The 14,103-nt window shown below is 45.5% G+C and carries 13 protein-coding genes; 8 read left to right on the top strand and 5 right to left on the bottom strand.

Annotation, left to right across the window (positions count from 1 at the left end):
- Position 1: 1 nt before the first annotated feature.
- The 4 genes from ASG33_RS16450 (at position 2) to ASG33_RS16435 (ending at position 3,255) form a co-directional block, all read left to right on the top strand.
- Positions 2 to 1,135, top strand: a complete 1,134-nt coding sequence (locus tag ASG33_RS16450) for a DUF262 domain-containing protein (RefSeq protein ID WP_056287535.1) — start codon at positions 2 to 4, stop codon at positions 1,133 to 1,135.
- Positions 1,116 to 1,877 (top strand): MAE_28990/MAE_18760 family HEPN-like nuclease, encoded by a 762-nt coding sequence (locus tag ASG33_RS16445; protein ID WP_056287534.1) that lies wholly within the window; start codon positions 1,116 to 1,118, stop codon positions 1,875 to 1,877. Before ASG33_RS16450 ends, ASG33_RS16445 begins: the two co-directional genes overlap by 20 nt.
- A 407-nt stretch (positions 1,878 to 2,284) precedes the next feature.
- Complete coding sequence (locus ASG33_RS16440) at positions 2,285 to 2,653, top strand: hypothetical protein (protein WP_056287531.1); 369 nt, start codon at positions 2,285 to 2,287, stop codon at positions 2,651 to 2,653.
- A gap of 284 nt (positions 2,654 to 2,937) precedes the next feature.
- The gene (locus ASG33_RS16435) at positions 2,938 to 3,255 is read left to right on the top strand and encodes a GIY-YIG nuclease family protein (protein WP_056287529.1); all 318 of its coding nucleotides are present in this window, start codon (positions 2,938 to 2,940) and stop codon (positions 3,253 to 3,255) included.
- Positions 3,256 to 3,439: 184 nt separating this feature from the next.
- Here the strand turns inward: ASG33_RS16435 and ASG33_RS16430 are convergent, their stop codons facing one another.
- Positions 3,440 to 3,805 carry a DUF1304 domain-containing protein gene (locus ASG33_RS16430; RefSeq protein ID WP_056288578.1) on the bottom strand — a complete coding sequence of 122 codons (366 nt, stop codon included), beginning with the start codon at positions 3,803 to 3,805 and terminating at the stop codon, positions 3,440 to 3,442.
- A gap of 130 nt (positions 3,806 to 3,935) precedes the next feature.
- Here ASG33_RS16430 and bla point away from each other — a divergent pair, with 130 nt between their 5' ends.
- Positions 3,936 to 4,673 (top strand): subclass B1 metallo-beta-lactamase, encoded by a 738-nt coding sequence (bla, locus tag ASG33_RS16425; protein WP_056287527.1) that lies wholly within the window; start codon positions 3,936 to 3,938, stop codon positions 4,671 to 4,673.
- A 143-nt stretch (positions 4,674 to 4,816) separates the two neighbouring features.
- Here bla and ASG33_RS16420 read toward each other — a convergent pair whose 3' ends face one another.
- From ASG33_RS16420 to ASG33_RS16410, 3 genes are all read right to left on the bottom strand, one after another.
- Positions 4,817 to 5,563 carry a ThuA domain-containing protein gene (locus ASG33_RS16420; protein ID WP_056287525.1) on the bottom strand — a complete coding sequence of 249 codons (747 nt, stop codon included), beginning with the start codon at positions 5,561 to 5,563 and terminating at the stop codon, positions 4,817 to 4,819.
- 78 nt (positions 5,564 to 5,641) lie between these two features.
- Complete coding sequence (locus ASG33_RS16415) at positions 5,642 to 6,952, bottom strand: BNR-4 repeat-containing protein (protein ID WP_056287523.1); 1,311 nt, start codon at positions 6,950 to 6,952, stop codon at positions 5,642 to 5,644.
- Between the two features lie 75 nt (positions 6,953 to 7,027).
- Positions 7,028 to 7,414: a helix-turn-helix domain-containing protein gene (locus tag ASG33_RS16410; protein ID WP_056287520.1), complete on the bottom strand. Its 387-nt coding sequence runs from the start codon at positions 7,412 to 7,414 to the stop codon at positions 7,028 to 7,030.
- An 80-nt stretch (positions 7,415 to 7,494) separates the two neighbouring features.
- On the opposite strand from ASG33_RS16410, the gene ASG33_RS16405 reads away from it, so the two are divergent.
- From ASG33_RS16405 to ASG33_RS16395, 3 genes are all read left to right on the top strand, one after another.
- Positions 7,495 to 8,385, top strand: a complete 891-nt coding sequence (locus tag ASG33_RS16405; protein ID WP_056287517.1) for an NmrA family NAD(P)-binding protein — start codon at positions 7,495 to 7,497, stop codon at positions 8,383 to 8,385.
- 149 nt (positions 8,386 to 8,534) lie between these two features.
- Positions 8,535 to 9,656, top strand: a complete 1,122-nt coding sequence (locus ASG33_RS16400) for a Fic family protein (RefSeq protein WP_056287515.1) — start codon at positions 8,535 to 8,537, stop codon at positions 9,654 to 9,656.
- Between the two features lie 234 nt (positions 9,657 to 9,890).
- A complete protein-coding gene (locus tag ASG33_RS16395) occupies positions 9,891 to 10,472 on the top strand; it encodes a hypothetical protein (protein WP_056287513.1) in 582 nt (193 codons plus the stop codon).
- A gap of 48 nt (positions 10,473 to 10,520) precedes the next feature.
- On the opposite strand, the gene ASG33_RS16390 is transcribed toward ASG33_RS16395, so the two are convergent.
- A complete protein-coding gene (locus ASG33_RS16390; RefSeq protein ID WP_056287510.1) occupies positions 10,521 to 13,979 on the bottom strand; it encodes a PVC-type heme-binding CxxCH protein in 3,459 nt (1,152 codons plus the stop codon).
- Positions 13,980 to 14,103: the final 124 nt, after the last annotated feature.

The raw sequence follows: 14,103 nt of genomic DNA, 5'->3' as shown, positions 1-14,103 counted from the left end.
TATGTCAAGGCAAGAATCACTACTAAAAGAACTCGAAGTAGGTCGCAAGGAAATAAAAACAGATAGCTACAGTATGTCTATTGGCGAGATCATCAATCTCTACAGGGATGGAGAGCTCGAACTTGCACCGGCATATCAGAGGCTATTTCGATGGGAGGATGAACAAAAATCTAGATTTATTGAGTCGATATTATTAGGTATCCCGCTTCCACCAATTTTTGTTGCTCAAAAAGAAGGCGGAAAATGGAGTATTGTTGACGGACTGCAGCGAGTATCTACAATATTGCAATTAACAGGAGATCTTAAGCAGGCTGATGAAAGCGGAAAACTGATTCAGAGGGATCCACTTGTACTTACCTCTACAAAAAAACTTCCATCACTTGAAAATCTAACATGGGAGACTTTGCATGAAGATGTTAAAAGACTAATAAAGCGTGCTAAGTTTGGTATAAGTATAATTTTAACTGAAAACAGTATTCAAGCTCAGTATGAATTATTTCAAAGACTAAACACAGGTGGACTTTTCTTAGAGCCTCAAGAAATTCGCAATTGTCTGATAATAATGTTAGATGAAAGCTTTTATGATTCAATCAATAAACTTAAAGAATATAGCTCATTTAAAAAAACGTTAAGATTGCAGGACAGTAAGATCAGTATTGAATTTCCTATGGAATTGATATTACGATATTTCATTAGCAGACGCCACAATATAGACTTTACTAAATATAAACTATCAAGTACTTTACTAAGCGAATTTATTGACGATCAAACCATCGAAATTATACAAGATCCATCTTTTATACTTGAAAATGAGATCAAAATTTTTAAGAAGACGTTTGACTATCTTTTTAAGACAGTTGGCGATAACATATTTCGTAAGTATAACTTAAATAAAAAGCAATTCGAAGGCGCCTTTTCACTATCAGCATTTGAGGCTATCGTCCCTGGAGTTGGCAAATACATAGAGGTTTATGAGAAAGTAGAACCGGCAGATTTCAAAAAAATAATTATTAAAATGTATTCTCAGCCGGAGTTTGTAGACAATGCAAAAAGAGGAAACAAAGCATTAAGTCGAATTAAAGGTATGATAGACTTTTCGATCAACTATTTCAAGAATGAAGTACGAGCAGTTTGAGAGTTTACTTGATGAAGATTTAGCTTGGCGAAAGTTAGAAATATCTGAGTTGATGCTTCTTGCAAAGACTACTGAAAAAGATGTTGTATTTAAGTCACTAATTCTGCTGCTCTATGCACATTGGGAGGGCTATATAAAAAAAAGTAGTAAGCTGTATATGTTATATATTTCGGAAAAGAAGATCTTGCTAAATGCGCTGAGTAGTAATTTTAAAGCGGTAGCTTTAAAAGATCACGTATCTAAATGTTTCGACTCTAAAAATCGTTTAAATTTAGCTAATGAAATAGCATTTGTTTCAGCATATTCGAAATTTGAAAATAAGAAATTTAAGTTGGTTATCGATCTAAATAACGACTTTGACAGTAGCATCATAGATACCGAATCTAATCTTAAACCAAAAGTATTTAGGAACATTCATGACGTTTTGGGGCTTCAATATAAACAGTGCTTAAGAACTAGGGAGCATTACATCAACAGCCACTTGTTAGCCAATAGGAATGCGATTGGCCATGGCACAAAGGTTGAAAAGAGTATGGCAAGTGACTTCTCGCTTTCAGTAGTGGATATTGAAAAGCTTAAAGCTTTTGTTTTTTCAATTATAGATAACTTCAGAGAGGAGCTTCTTCAATACGTTTACGAGGAACTCTATTTGCTAGCCAATCACGAAAAAAGATTAAAATATCAAGAGTTGCGAGAAAAAGAGTTAGAAAACCAATTTGCTGTAATTGAAAGCACTCTATAATACTTCGTTAATACTTGCTCATGAACTTTGCTCCATCTGTATCCATTTGTCCCATTTAAGAAGCAATGTTCCAACTGGACCGTATGAACAATAGTCATATCAAGCCTTGGATCTGGAACAATTTTATCAGACGTCGCTTACTTGTGATCATATAATAATTAAGGTATTATTGCACTATTCCACCAAACACCTTCAACATCAGAAGAACTTTCGCCTGAGTGGGAATTTTGTTAAACTATTGAAATACAATGTGCGTTTATGGTTTTGAGCGGCACTTGATGCTAGCTTGAAACTTTAAATATCTCCGTTCGTTTTATCATTTTTACAATAAGCAGATAAAATGGAACGCCGGCCACCGGAAGGCCGGGCGCCGGATCGCCGGCCGGAGACACAAACACATTCATAACATGATACAATTACAGAATCCCCTCAAAAAGAACAAGAAAGCGCAGGGAAACGAATTTTCGACCAACCGTTACTCGGTACTATATACGCTGAAAGGCCAGTATCAGCACGTGGGCTGCTCGTCGCAGGAAGAGGCGCAGCACGTGCTCGGCTCCCTCATGACCGACGGCAACCGCATCCCCATCGGCATCTACGACTCCAAAACCGACACCTTCGAATTCGAAATCATCGGCCAATACTTCCACAGCCAAAACCTCATGAGCGATCCCGAGGGACGTCTGGAAGAAGTCCTCACCGTTTCGCGGGCATTAAGAAGGCGAGATGGAAGCTGGCAGCCCGGGGTGCTGGGAAGGGCGAGTTTTTTTGCTTGATGTGACTTGAAGGTAGCGTTGTGCACGTTGCTTCGACTGCGCTCAGCATGACAACGGCTGGCGCCTATTAGGCAGGTTACCTAACCTTTGTCACCCTGAGCGCAGTCGAAGGGCGCTGCTCCTCGGCACAATGCAACAAGGCGTTGCGCTTAAGCAGTGGCGTGCTTCGGCCGCCCGGCGGCCCGGTCCGCTCAGCATGACAAAGGCGGGCTGCTTTGCCTTTTCCACAGAACTACCGTTACCTTTCACGCATTGGCACGTCTAAACCGAAAAAGACAACGCCAATGCACCACAAAACCTATCACGTTTACATTCTCAAATGCGCCGACGACAGCTATTACACTGGGGTCACCAATAACGTTGAGCTACGCTTCGCTCAACATAATTCAGGCGTGAATCCTGAATGTTACACTTACCCGAGGCGGCCGGTAGAGCTTGTTTTTTCTTATCAATTCAAGTATGTGAATAATGCGATTACTTTTGAGAAGCAAGTGAAAGGTTGGAGCAGGAAGAAGAAGGAGGCGATAATTGGTGGGAATTGGGAGGCGTTGAGGGAGTTGGCAGAGTGTATGAACAAGACGACCTGGAAACGTGAACGGTAAAGTCAGTTATTGACAACTAGGCTGGTCAAATTCCAAGTTTGTCATGCTGAGCGCAGTCGAAGCACGCTACCAAGTTCGCTACATTTTAGCATTGTACCTGCCCTTCGACTGCGCTCAGGGTGACAAAGGTTAAACCGCGTGACCCTTAGGTGACAAAAAAGAAAGGCCGGGCTTATTTGTAGCCTCACCTCACATGCAACACCACCAACGCCACAATCGCTGGCAGCGCCTGCACGAAGAAAATCTTCTTACTTGCCGTAGATGCTCCGTAAATCCCGGCTACCATTACGCAGGTAAGGAAAAATACGGCTATGTAAAATGACCAGTTGGGGTCTTCGATGAACAATGTCCAGATCAGGCCGGCGGCTAGAAAGCCGTTGTACAGTCCTTGGTTGGCGGCTAATGTTTTGGTGGGGCCGAAAAGCTCTGGTGCGAGGGAGCCTTTGAAGGTTTCTTTACCCTTCGTCTCCCAGGCGAACATTTCGAGGTAAAGAATGTAGATGTGTTCGAGGGCGATGAGGCCGATGAGGATTTTGCCTAGTGTTTCCATTTCGTTCGATTCAGGTTGGTTCGGTGAATATAGAAATTCGTGCACGCTTTGCCGCATAGTCTGCTGTACTCGAAACAAATTTTGCGTTATCTTGCAGCTGACCATCGCCATTTACTTCACTCCCATTCTCATGATCAAAAAAAGTTGTACGCTATTCCTGTTCATTGTTGCCTGCTGCGCCGCATCGGTTGTTTCAGCTCAGAGCCTTAAATCTGAAAACCTGATCATTGAGAAGGTAAAAGACCATGTATACCAGCATATTACCTATCTCCAAACACAAAGCTTCGGGAGGGTTCCCTGCAATGGGATGATCGTTTTTGACAAAGGTGAAGCTATTATTTTCGACACGCCCGTCAGCGATTCGACTTCAAACGCAGTGATTGACTGGGTGGAAGCAAATTTAAAATGCAAAGTAAAAGCAGTCATTGCCACGCACTTCCACGAAGATTGTGTAGCCGGATTAGATGCATTTCATAAACGCGGCATACCTTCCTACGCGACGAACAAAACAATTGCATCTGCCAAAAACGCGAAGTTTAAAGTACCTCAAAAAGGTTTTGATGATAAGCTGGAACTAACGGTAGGCGACCGCAAGGTAATTACCGAATTCAACGGCGAGGGACATACGCGCGACAATGTTATAGGCTACTTCCCAAGCGAAAAAGCCATGTTCGGCGGCTGCCTGATCAAGGAACTCGATGCAACAAAAGGTAACCTGGCGGATGCCAATGTGAAGGATTGGTCTACGACTGTCACGAAAATCAAACAAAAATATCCCGATACCCAAGTCGTAATCCCAGGCCACGGTGACGTGGGGAATACGGCGTTGCTGGATTATACGATCGCGTTGTTTGAGATGAAGAAGTAAAGTGGCTTTTAAAGTTGTCATGCTGAGCGCAGTCGAAGCAACGTGCACGATGCTTCGACCGCCGGGCGGCCCCGTGCGCTCAGCATGACAAAGAGATTAGCATGACAAAGGCTTAACACAGCATCGTCTGCTCGCTGCGTCAATTATTTCACCCCTTTCCCAGTCGCGGCCCAGAAAATCCCGCCGTATAAATGATCCAGGAAAGTCTGGTCTGAATAGACAAGACCGATGTGGCCTAAGCCTGTGTAAAATGCGCGGCCGCCGTCGTAGTTATGGTACCACGCCATTGGGTGCTCTGCCCCCATTCCGGTGCCTTGGTTGGTTTTAGGATCGTAAGTTTTTTCGTCCAGTGTCACCAATATTTTCAGATCGTCGGCATTGTATGGCTTTTTGTATTCATACCATTCGTCCGTCCACATCAGGCGTTTTGGAAAGCGCTCCAAGCCTGGGAAATTGCTGTCTTTTACGTCCAGAAAGGCAGTTTGCTGCGCTGGGTGCGTTTTGAAATACATCCCAACCAGCTTACCGTACCACGCCCAATCGTACTCGGTATCAGCCGCTGAGTGGATACCTACCCAACCTTTTCCGCTTTTAATGTACTTTTCAAAAGCCGCCTGCTGCTGATCGTTGAGGATATCGCCCGTTGTATTCAGGAAAATCACTACCTGATAATTAGCCAGGCTTTTTTCATTAAAAACATCCGCATTCTCCTGCCAGTCAACACTGAAATTGTGGCGGGAAGCTAGGTTACGGATTCCGGCTACGCCCTCGTGAATGGAGACGTGGTGAAATCCGGCTGTTTTGGTAAAAAGTAAGGCTTTAAACTGCTGAGCCTGTGCAGTAAATGTCGCCGCCAGAAAAAGAGCAAGCGCGAATAACTTTTTTTGCATGATTATAATTGAATTGTTGAATGGATTGCAAGACCGAATTGTAAGTAAAACAAGCAGGCAGGCAGAATATACTTTCTGTCATTTGTTTAAAACTTCCCACATAATGCGCGTATCATAATCTGTGTAATGCACGTATTTCTTGTTCTGCATCCAAAGCAGGACGTGCTGATCGCTCTTCTTTTTATAACGCGGCACCATTGGTCTCACATTATCAAGCTGTGAGTTGCGGGTAACAGGTGTGATTTTCCAGGTTTTGCCCAGGTCGCTGGTCTGCCCCTTCGATATCTCGAAAACGCCATTGATCTCGTGAGAAAAATAAACGATCTCCGGATTCAGCGGGTCAATTGTTAAACCGCCCGAATAGTTCTCTTCGCGCTCCGGCTTTCCTTCGGGCGTCTGCGGAAACCATTTGCCTGAGTCAGTCAGGTGATTGTCTACCCACTTTTTCCCGTCGAAAACAGCATAGTAGTACTGGTGCTTTTCGCTGCTCGGGTACCGCGTGTAAGCCACTATCGGCCTGCCCTTTTTATCAATGATGATATCAAAAATCCACGCTCTTCCAGTTTCAGGTGAGGCTTTGTACACAATGGAAGCATCTTCGGGATGAAATGGAAGCTGGTCTACGTCCTTTATTTTAGAACCATCGGCGCGCCAGAATGCCCCATTTTCGTAATAGCAATAATAAACAGAGTTCAATGCCTCATTGCGCGGGTGCCCGTCTGTGAAAATCAGGTGGATCTTCGATTTTCCATCCGAAAAATACTTGACGTAAGGCCGGTTATTGGTGTCGAGCTTTTTGGAAGTGATAATTACTTTCGGGTCTGACCACGTTTTCCCATTGTCAGTAGAAGTAATGTAATTAGGCTTGAAACCGATCCAGCGGCCGAAACTGTAAACTTTGTTGTTCTCGGAACTCAGCAAAAAAGGATTTGCATAAGTGTAAGTCTCGCGGACAAACTGCTTCAACAATTCATCCGTTTTTGGTGTAAAAACAACCGAATCCGAAAAGCTGGCGACATTCCCGGGCTTTGAAGTAACATGCTGGATCACGCCCATTCCGTTCTTCCCTCCCCCGTGCCAGGTATATTGTGTCAAAATGTTCTGATCGGGCAATTCCAGGAACGCGGGATTGTCGTGATCGTCAACTTCAAGCTTGGTATATAGCCGCTTTTGCTCGCTTTTTCCGGATTTCAGATCCAGAGAGGCTGCAACAATATCACCTGTTTTGGTAACCCAACCAGTGACAACCGAGCCGTTTTTTGTATAAATCGCCCTCGGATCACTGAACCAGCACCAGGTACCATCGTCAGTCAGAGCTTGTTGTTTTTGGGCAAAAACGGGAGTTATTGCATTGAAGAGCAGAAGAAAATAAATACTGGTACGCTTCATCGGTCAGGAATGTCAGTTGTGAAAGGCTGTAATTTACCTCTTGTGACGATTTCTTCCGGTGAAAACCACGACTTATTATGCATCCGCTGTTTCCAGTTCCCCGGATTTCACCCTTTCCATATCCTTCAAAGCCCATTCCGCCATTCCGTGGATCACCGATTGCAGCTCCTTACCTGCCTCAGTCAGCGAGTAAGTCACATAGGGTGGCACGACCGGTTTTGCTTCTCTCGACACCAGATTATCCGCTTCCAGTTGTTTCAAATGCTGGATCAGCATCTTCTCAGTAATATGCGGCATTGCCTTTTTTATCTCGCTGTACCGCTTACTTCCACTGATTAAATGGTAAATAATGATCGGCTTCCAATGCCCGCCGATCCTGTTCATCACATAAGTAACCGGACACGCAGCCAATGCAATCTGCTTATTGGCATGGATGGTCGAGCTTTCTTTGATCTTCGTCATGGATACATACTTTGGGGTAAGTACTTGTCAAAAAGTAAGTACAAATATAGCTTTGTGCCAACAAAAAACAACTTACAACTATGAAATATATCATCACAGGATCACTCGGCCACATTAGTTTACCCGTAACCAAGAACCTTGTAAACGCCGGACATGAAGTGGCAGTAATCAGCAGTAGCGCTGACAAGAAGGCGGAGATCGAAAGTCTCGGAGCGAAAGCAGAAATCGGTTCGGTTACCAACCTGTCATTTCTTAAAAATGCGTTCAGCAATGCGGAAGTAGCATATCTGATGATCCCAAGCAGCTTCTCGCTGTCGGATTACGCTGCTTTCCAGATCGAAGTGGCCGACAAGTACATTGAAGCATTGAAAGGCAGCAGCATTAAACATGTGGTTCTGCTCAGCAGTATCGGCGCGAATTTGCGTAAAGGCGCAGGACCGATCGACGGACTGGGTTACCTGGAAGAAAAGCTGCTTGCATTACCCGGTCTTCACCTTGATTTCCTTCGCCCCTCCTACTTTTACAACAACCTGTTCAGCCTGGCCGGACTGATCCAGCAGGCCGGGATTGCAGGTAACAACTTCGGAGATACCGACGAAAAACTGGTACTCACCCACACCGACGACATTGCCGAAGTAGCTACTACCCATTTGCTGCAACCACTCAGCGACCAAAACATCACCTACATTTCCAGTGACGAAAGACACCCGACTGAAATCGCCAACATACTGGGCAAAGCGGCAGGTAAAGACAACATCCCCTGGGTTACATTCTCCGACGAACAGGCTTACGAAGGCATGCTGGGTGCAGGTTTGAACGAAAGCTTCGCCACATTATACCTTCAAATGGGCCAGTCACTGCGTAACGGAACTTTGCAGGAAGATTACTGGAAAAACCACCCTACCACACTCGGCAAACACAAGCTGGAAGATTTCGCAAAGGAATTTGCAGCAGCATTGGCGAATTCCTAGGTATGTTTTAATGCCAAAAATTGAGCTAACATTAAAATTACATACATTTTAATGTTAGCTCAATTTATTTACCTACATTTGATGACATAACAGCTACTAACCTTAAAGTGAGCTAATTTTTAATGTTAGCTTAACACATAGGCAATCTTATGAAGTACCAGATTAACCCTGACCGAAGTGTTCCCTGGAATGATCTTCCAGATCTGCCACTTAATCCTGAATTATACAGAACTGTCGAGATATTTGAACAACTCGGCAGCGCGAAAGCAGCTTTAGGAAAACTTCAAGGCAGAAGCATTGCAATACCAAATCAAGGGATGCTGGTTAATACAATAAGTCTGCAAGAAGCAAAAGCTTCAAGCGCAATTGAAAATATTTTCACGACGGACGACGAGCTCTACAAAGCTTTCAGCGAAGACCAAAATGAACGGATCTCAGGCCCCCTTAAAGAAATCTTAATGTACCGGGAGGCGCTCTGGGAAGGCTTCCAATATCTAAATGAGCGGAAACAGTTTGATCATAACTATTTCAGGGACATTTACCGCCAAGTTAATCAGGCTAGCGATGACATTCGCCCCCCGTTTATTCATACATATATCCGGCAAGGTGGAACCGGGCCAAATGCTGGAAAACCTATATACACACCGCCGAGAGGCACTGGAATTGTAGACGCGAAGCTTGAAAACCTAATCCGATATTTAAATGATGATGTAAACTTCGCCGCTGATCCGCTCATAAAAATGGCCATTGCACATTTCCAGTTTGAAGCAATTCACCCATTTCGTGATGGAAATGGCCGGACCGGTAGAATCATGAATATTCACTATCTCACTCACAAGGGTTTGCTCGACTACCCTATTCTTTTTATGAGTCGCTATATTATGGATCATAAGGATGATTATTATAACGGCTTAATGGGTGTAAGTCAGCGAGGCGACTGGCATACATGGATACTATACATGCTCCGTGCCATTGAAGTTACCGCCAACCTAACCTATGATAAGATCAACGATGTTATCAATACGAAAGATGCGATTTTGAGAGCGATCATCGCAGAAACTGATGTTAAAAGACCGGAATCACTTGTAAATGTGATATTTACGCAGCCGCTCACGCGGGTAAGATACATTACCGGCCAAAAACTGTATTCCGAAAACACAGCAAAGAAATATTTAAATCAACTGGTTTCGATGGGAATTCTGGAACGCAGAAGTATCCAGGGTAACCACTACTATCTAAATAGTGAATTATACAGGATCCTAGCAGAATAATACTTTAAGTATGCACATCAATCGCATTATTAAAATATTATACACTAACATTAGGCAATCTAAAATTCGAAGAAATCCAAGATGATATGTGCTAACCGCCCGGCCGTTGTCAGTACTCACATTATGTTTCCGTTAAAATAACCCGTAAGTATAAGAAGGTTACAAAGTAATTGTTAACTTAAATTCCGTTATCAGACGGAGTGAATTGTTGAACTTGTAAACCTGATACTTGCTATGAAAAACAAATACATTTCAGTACCCCTATTCTTTGCGGCGGTTAGTTTGGTAGCCGGGTGCAGATTGGAGAAGGAAATTGATCCGGAAAGACCTGAAAAATTCGATTTACAGGCCGCCGAAGTGCAGCTCATGGACACTGTAACGGAGAACATTACCGGGGAATGGAAGCTCAGCAGCGTCGAATACGATATCAAGTACACAAACCCGAACGGTTCGGTTAAGAAGGATACGATTTTCACAGATTTCGCGACACTGGATATTCAATACGTTTCCCGGGAGGAGTCGCTGCGTTATCCAACTGTTAAAGGAGAGCTGCAATTTGGAGAGAAAACTTACCCCGTCCGATTTGGCATGATTGCGAATGGAGAGCGCCTGGTAAAGAAAACAGGCCCGCAGGCATTTATGTTGCTGGAATACGCATTCCCGGGTCCGCACGTCTGGCAAAATGATGAAATCTTCTTCCGCGACTCAGGACTGATTAATGAAAACTATTCGATTTTAATTGCTCCCGATTCTAGGACTATGGTCTGGAAAGGTCTTAACAGGGATATTAAACAGATCATATTCAAAAGGCAATAAAAAAAGCTTAGCATTTCTGCTAAGCTTTTTTTACGTTTTACCATGAAGTTACTTTCCCATTCGCAGGCGCGTCTGAGCGCCGCCGGGAGCGTCTTTCAACTCTACTTTGAGGCCGTTTTCCTTCACAACATCTCTATCAATAATTAACGAGAACTGCTGCATTCCCTGTGGTAATGCTGCCGTGATATTCCCGTCCGTGACCTTGATCTGCTTGTTTCCGGCATAAGCGATTACCCCGCCCGGCGTGTTCAAGGCCAATGTTACATTCCCTTTCGTCAATACCTCCACATCAAACCTTACCACGCTGAACCGTTTTCCAGGTGCTTCCATAACTGAGAGATTGTCGATCGGAAGCTCGCCCGATACTTTGCTGTAAACAGGCTGGTAAGTGATCTTTGTCCCTTTTCCAACATTGAAAGATTCACCGCTCAGCATTTTGGCCGCAAGCTGTTTGTCGGCAGTCACATTCTCCCATCTTCGTACAAATCGCGTATTCGGCACCCTGTAATCTCCTGATTCACCCAGTTTTGTCAAAAACCCGATCAGGTTGATAAATTCTTCCTGACTCAAACCGGCAGTCAGCCCCGGAGGCATCAGCGAGCCCGGCACTTTCTCCATTACCTGCAACTGACTTTTAGGAATGGAAACCTCCTTACCCGTCACATCACGGATCACCACGTCCGACGCGCCGTCAGAAGCCAGGTACCCCATTAACTCAGATCCGTCTTTCTTCACAACACGTTTCAGATCATAACCTTCTTTAATCGACTCACTTGGGTAAAGGATTGATTTGATGATCGTCTCGGCCGGTGAACTTGTTCCCAAACTGCTCAAATCAGGTCCGATCAATCCTCCCGCGCCTCCAATTGCATGGCAGGTGGTACAGCCAGATTCCACTTTTCTGAAAATCAACTCACCTTTCGCGGGATCCGCTTTTTCATTGACCAGCTTGGCAAGTCCCGCAATTTGTTGCTCGTTCAAATCCTGCGGCATTTTCTGCGTCGGCAATGTTCCACCAGAAGCTTCCAATGCACTTACCAGCACTTTCATTTCATCAATATTCTGCCTCGTCCAGCCAGCGCGGGAGCGAACAAGCTGTCGACCGGTTTTCGCGGCCGCTTCCGGGATTTTCTTGGCGGCAATAGCCTCACCCAATGCAGCTGCACCCGGATTTGTACCGATGAAAGCTACAAAAAGCTCAGTCAGATCAGTGTCTGCAGGCAATGTGCGGATCAGGTCGGCGGCTATCGGCGCTCCCGCTTTGGGATCAACCGAAGCCAGTTGTGCAGCCGCAACAACGCGTACGTCTGCGGGGTTTTTAGGTCCCGTCAAATCCATCATTAACTTCTGCGCTTTTGCTTTATCGATAGCAGCCAATGCGCCCAATGCCGCTTTTTTAGTATCCGTATCTCCTGATTTTACAAGATCCGTCAGCTTGCTATTCAGCTGATTGAGCTTCCACAAACCGGCCAGCCGGATCGCAGCCAGACTTACCGCATCGTCGTCACTATCGATGAAAGCAGCAACAGCCTCCGGATTTTTATCGGGTTGCACATTACGCTGACGCGCCGCATCTTCCAATGCAGCCAGCTGCGCACCCACATTCTTATCTTTATTTTGAAGCGATAATTCAAGGAGCATATTCAAATCGGCAGGTTGGCCGGTTCTGGCAATGGAGCTCAGCACATCTCTTTGATAATCCTCAGGTACCTGCCCTTTCTGATATAATTTCACCAGCAAAGTAGCCGCGTCGGGACCTGTCGCAGATTTCAATGCATAAGCTGTCTTCTTCGCATCGCCCAGGAATTCAGGGGCAGATTTCAGCTTGGCGAGCCAAATTGGTTCCAGCTCGCGAATGGTTTGCCACAATGCAAAGTCAAGGAACTCGTCCATTTGTCCGTCCAATGCAAGCAGTGCAGTTCTCGCAGCCTCGGGCGTTTTGGTTTTACGCAATGCGATCACCGATTCCAGGCGTACCTGTGCGTGTTCGTCTTTTACTGATTTGGCAAGAAGCGCGGGTACATTGTTCATTTTAGGGTACCAAAGTTCCAGCGCACGCAAAGCTGCCGCACGTGCATTGTGGCTTTTTGTATTCAAAAGATCAAGTAAAATCGGCTGGTTGAAAGTTTCCATCGTCTGGTAAACCCACAATCCTTCCAATAGATTATGCTCGTAATTGCTATCATTTTTATCCAGCGCAGCTACCCATTTCTGCAAAGCCGGAATGACTTCTTTCGCACCTTTGGCTTTCAAAACCTGCTTGGCCTGCAAGCGCGTCCATTCTTCCGGCAGCTTCAATGCGTCGAGCAGCTCAGTTACACTTGCCTTCGACAGCTGCGGCTTGTTTACCAGCGGGCGGTTCTTGGCAACAATACGCCATATCCTTCCATGCTGCTGGTCGCGGCGTGGATCGTGGAAATCGACCTCTCCGTGCTGGATAATCGGGTTATACCAGTCGGCCACATAAATCGCGCCGTCCGGACCTACGTTAATATCCACCGGGCGAAACGCCACATTGTCCGTCCACATCAGGTCGTCGGTCTGCTTGGAAGCGTAGCCTGAGCCTTGTTCTTCCAGCCGGAAGCTGTTAATGCGGTTTGCACGAAAATCGTTGGTAATCATTCTTCCCTGCCACGCATCAGGCAAATGTCTGCCCGAAACTACATCCAGTCCGCTGTGCTTGGGCTGGCCCGGATTTAAGCCGCGGATAATGCGGGCTGCACCCGGTGCAGTCACAAACGTGGCGCCCGGAAATCCGTAATTAATACCTTCTCCACCTGCACCGTCCGTCAGGAACGATTGTCCCCAACGGTCAAATTGCAGACCCCATGGATTCACCAGACCGCGCACATACACCTCCATATCCAGGTTGCGCGTGTTCAAAGCCCAGGTACCGCCACCTTCCAGCCTTTTTATACCAAATGGCGTTTCTACGTGGCTGTAAATGTAGATCGACTGATTAAAATACATTCGTCCCTCCGGTCCCCAGCGGAATGTGTGGATCAAATGGTGGGTATCTCCGGTTCCAAATCCATTCAGAATGCGTCGTTTCTTATCAGCCTTACCGTCGCCGTCCGTATCCGAGAAATGCAGTATTTCGGTTGAGTTAGCCACATAGCAGCCACCGTCGCCTGGCAGGATACCAGTTGGCTGTATCAATCCTTCTGCAAAAACGGTAGACTTGTCAGCCTTGCCGTCGCCATCTGTATCTTCTAAAATAAAGATCTTGTCATTCGCCGACTCACCGGTTTTCAAATGCGGGTAAACAGTGCTGCTTACTACCCAAAGTCGCCCCTCTGCATCCCAGTTCATCTGAATGGGCTTCGCAACCATCGGATCGGCCGCAAACAGGGTTACCTCAAATCCTTCGGCCACTTTGAATGAAGCAAGTTCCTTCTGCGGGTCCGGATCGGGATCTTCTTTAACTACCCTGTACTTACTGGAAGAAGTCGCCAGCAACATCGTCGCAATCAACGCGGCTCCATATATTGGTTTAGTGATTTTCATATTCTGGGTTTAGCTATTCAATTCTGTTACTTTCTTTTTTCGCCTTTTTAAGGCTTCGGTCTTATTCAGCTGAGCTGACAATTTTTGTCACCCTGAGCATCCCTTTTTGTCACCCTGAGCGCAG

This window comes from Dyadobacter sp. Leaf189, from assembly GCF_001424405.1.
Taxonomy (GTDB): domain Bacteria; phylum Bacteroidota; class Bacteroidia; order Cytophagales; family Spirosomataceae; genus Dyadobacter.
Note: the sequence above shows the minus strand (reverse complement) of the source record. Positions and strands in the feature narration are given on the sequence as shown.

Bases quoted from the DNA above. Each gene is read 5' to 3' on its own strand.
- ASG33_RS16445 (WP_056287534.1), top strand. From the start codon at position 1,116: ATGAAGTACGAGCAGTTTGAGAGTTTACTTGATGAAGATTTAGCTTGG.
- ASG33_RS16405 (WP_056287517.1), top strand. From the start codon at position 7,495: ATGAAATATATCATCACAGGATCACTCGGCCACATTAGTTTACCCGTA.
- ASG33_RS16420 (WP_056287525.1), bottom strand. From the start codon at position 5,563: ATGCAAAAAAAGTTATTCGCGCTTGCTCTTTTTCTGGCGGCGACATTT.
- bla (WP_056287527.1), top strand. From the start codon at position 3,936: ATGATCAAAAAAAGTTGTACGCTATTCCTGTTCATTGTTGCCTGCTGC.
- ASG33_RS16440 (WP_056287531.1), top strand. From the start codon at position 2,285: ATGATACAATTACAGAATCCCCTCAAAAAGAACAAGAAAGCGCAGGGA.
- ASG33_RS16435 (WP_056287529.1), top strand. From the start codon at position 2,938: ATGCACCACAAAACCTATCACGTTTACATTCTCAAATGCGCCGACGAC.
- ASG33_RS16390 (WP_056287510.1), bottom strand. From the start codon at position 13,979: ATGAAAATCACTAAACCAATATATGGAGCCGCGTTGATTGCGACGATG.
- ASG33_RS16410 (WP_056287520.1), bottom strand. From the start codon at position 7,414: ATGACGAAGATCAAAGAAAGCTCGACCATCCATGCCAATAAGCAGATT.
- ASG33_RS16400 (WP_056287515.1), top strand. From the start codon at position 8,535: ATGAAGTACCAGATTAACCCTGACCGAAGTGTTCCCTGGAATGATCTT.
- ASG33_RS16415 (WP_056287523.1), bottom strand. From the start codon at position 6,952: ATGAAGCGTACCAGTATTTATTTTCTTCTGCTCTTCAATGCAATAACT.
- ASG33_RS16395 (WP_056287513.1), top strand. From the start codon at position 9,891: ATGAAAAACAAATACATTTCAGTACCCCTATTCTTTGCGGCGGTTAGT.
- ASG33_RS16450 (WP_056287535.1), top strand. From the start codon at position 2: ATGTCAAGGCAAGAATCACTACTAAAAGAACTCGAAGTAGGTCGCAAG.
- ASG33_RS16430 (WP_056288578.1), bottom strand. From the start codon at position 3,805: ATGGAAACACTAGGCAAAATCCTCATCGGCCTCATCGCCCTCGAACAC.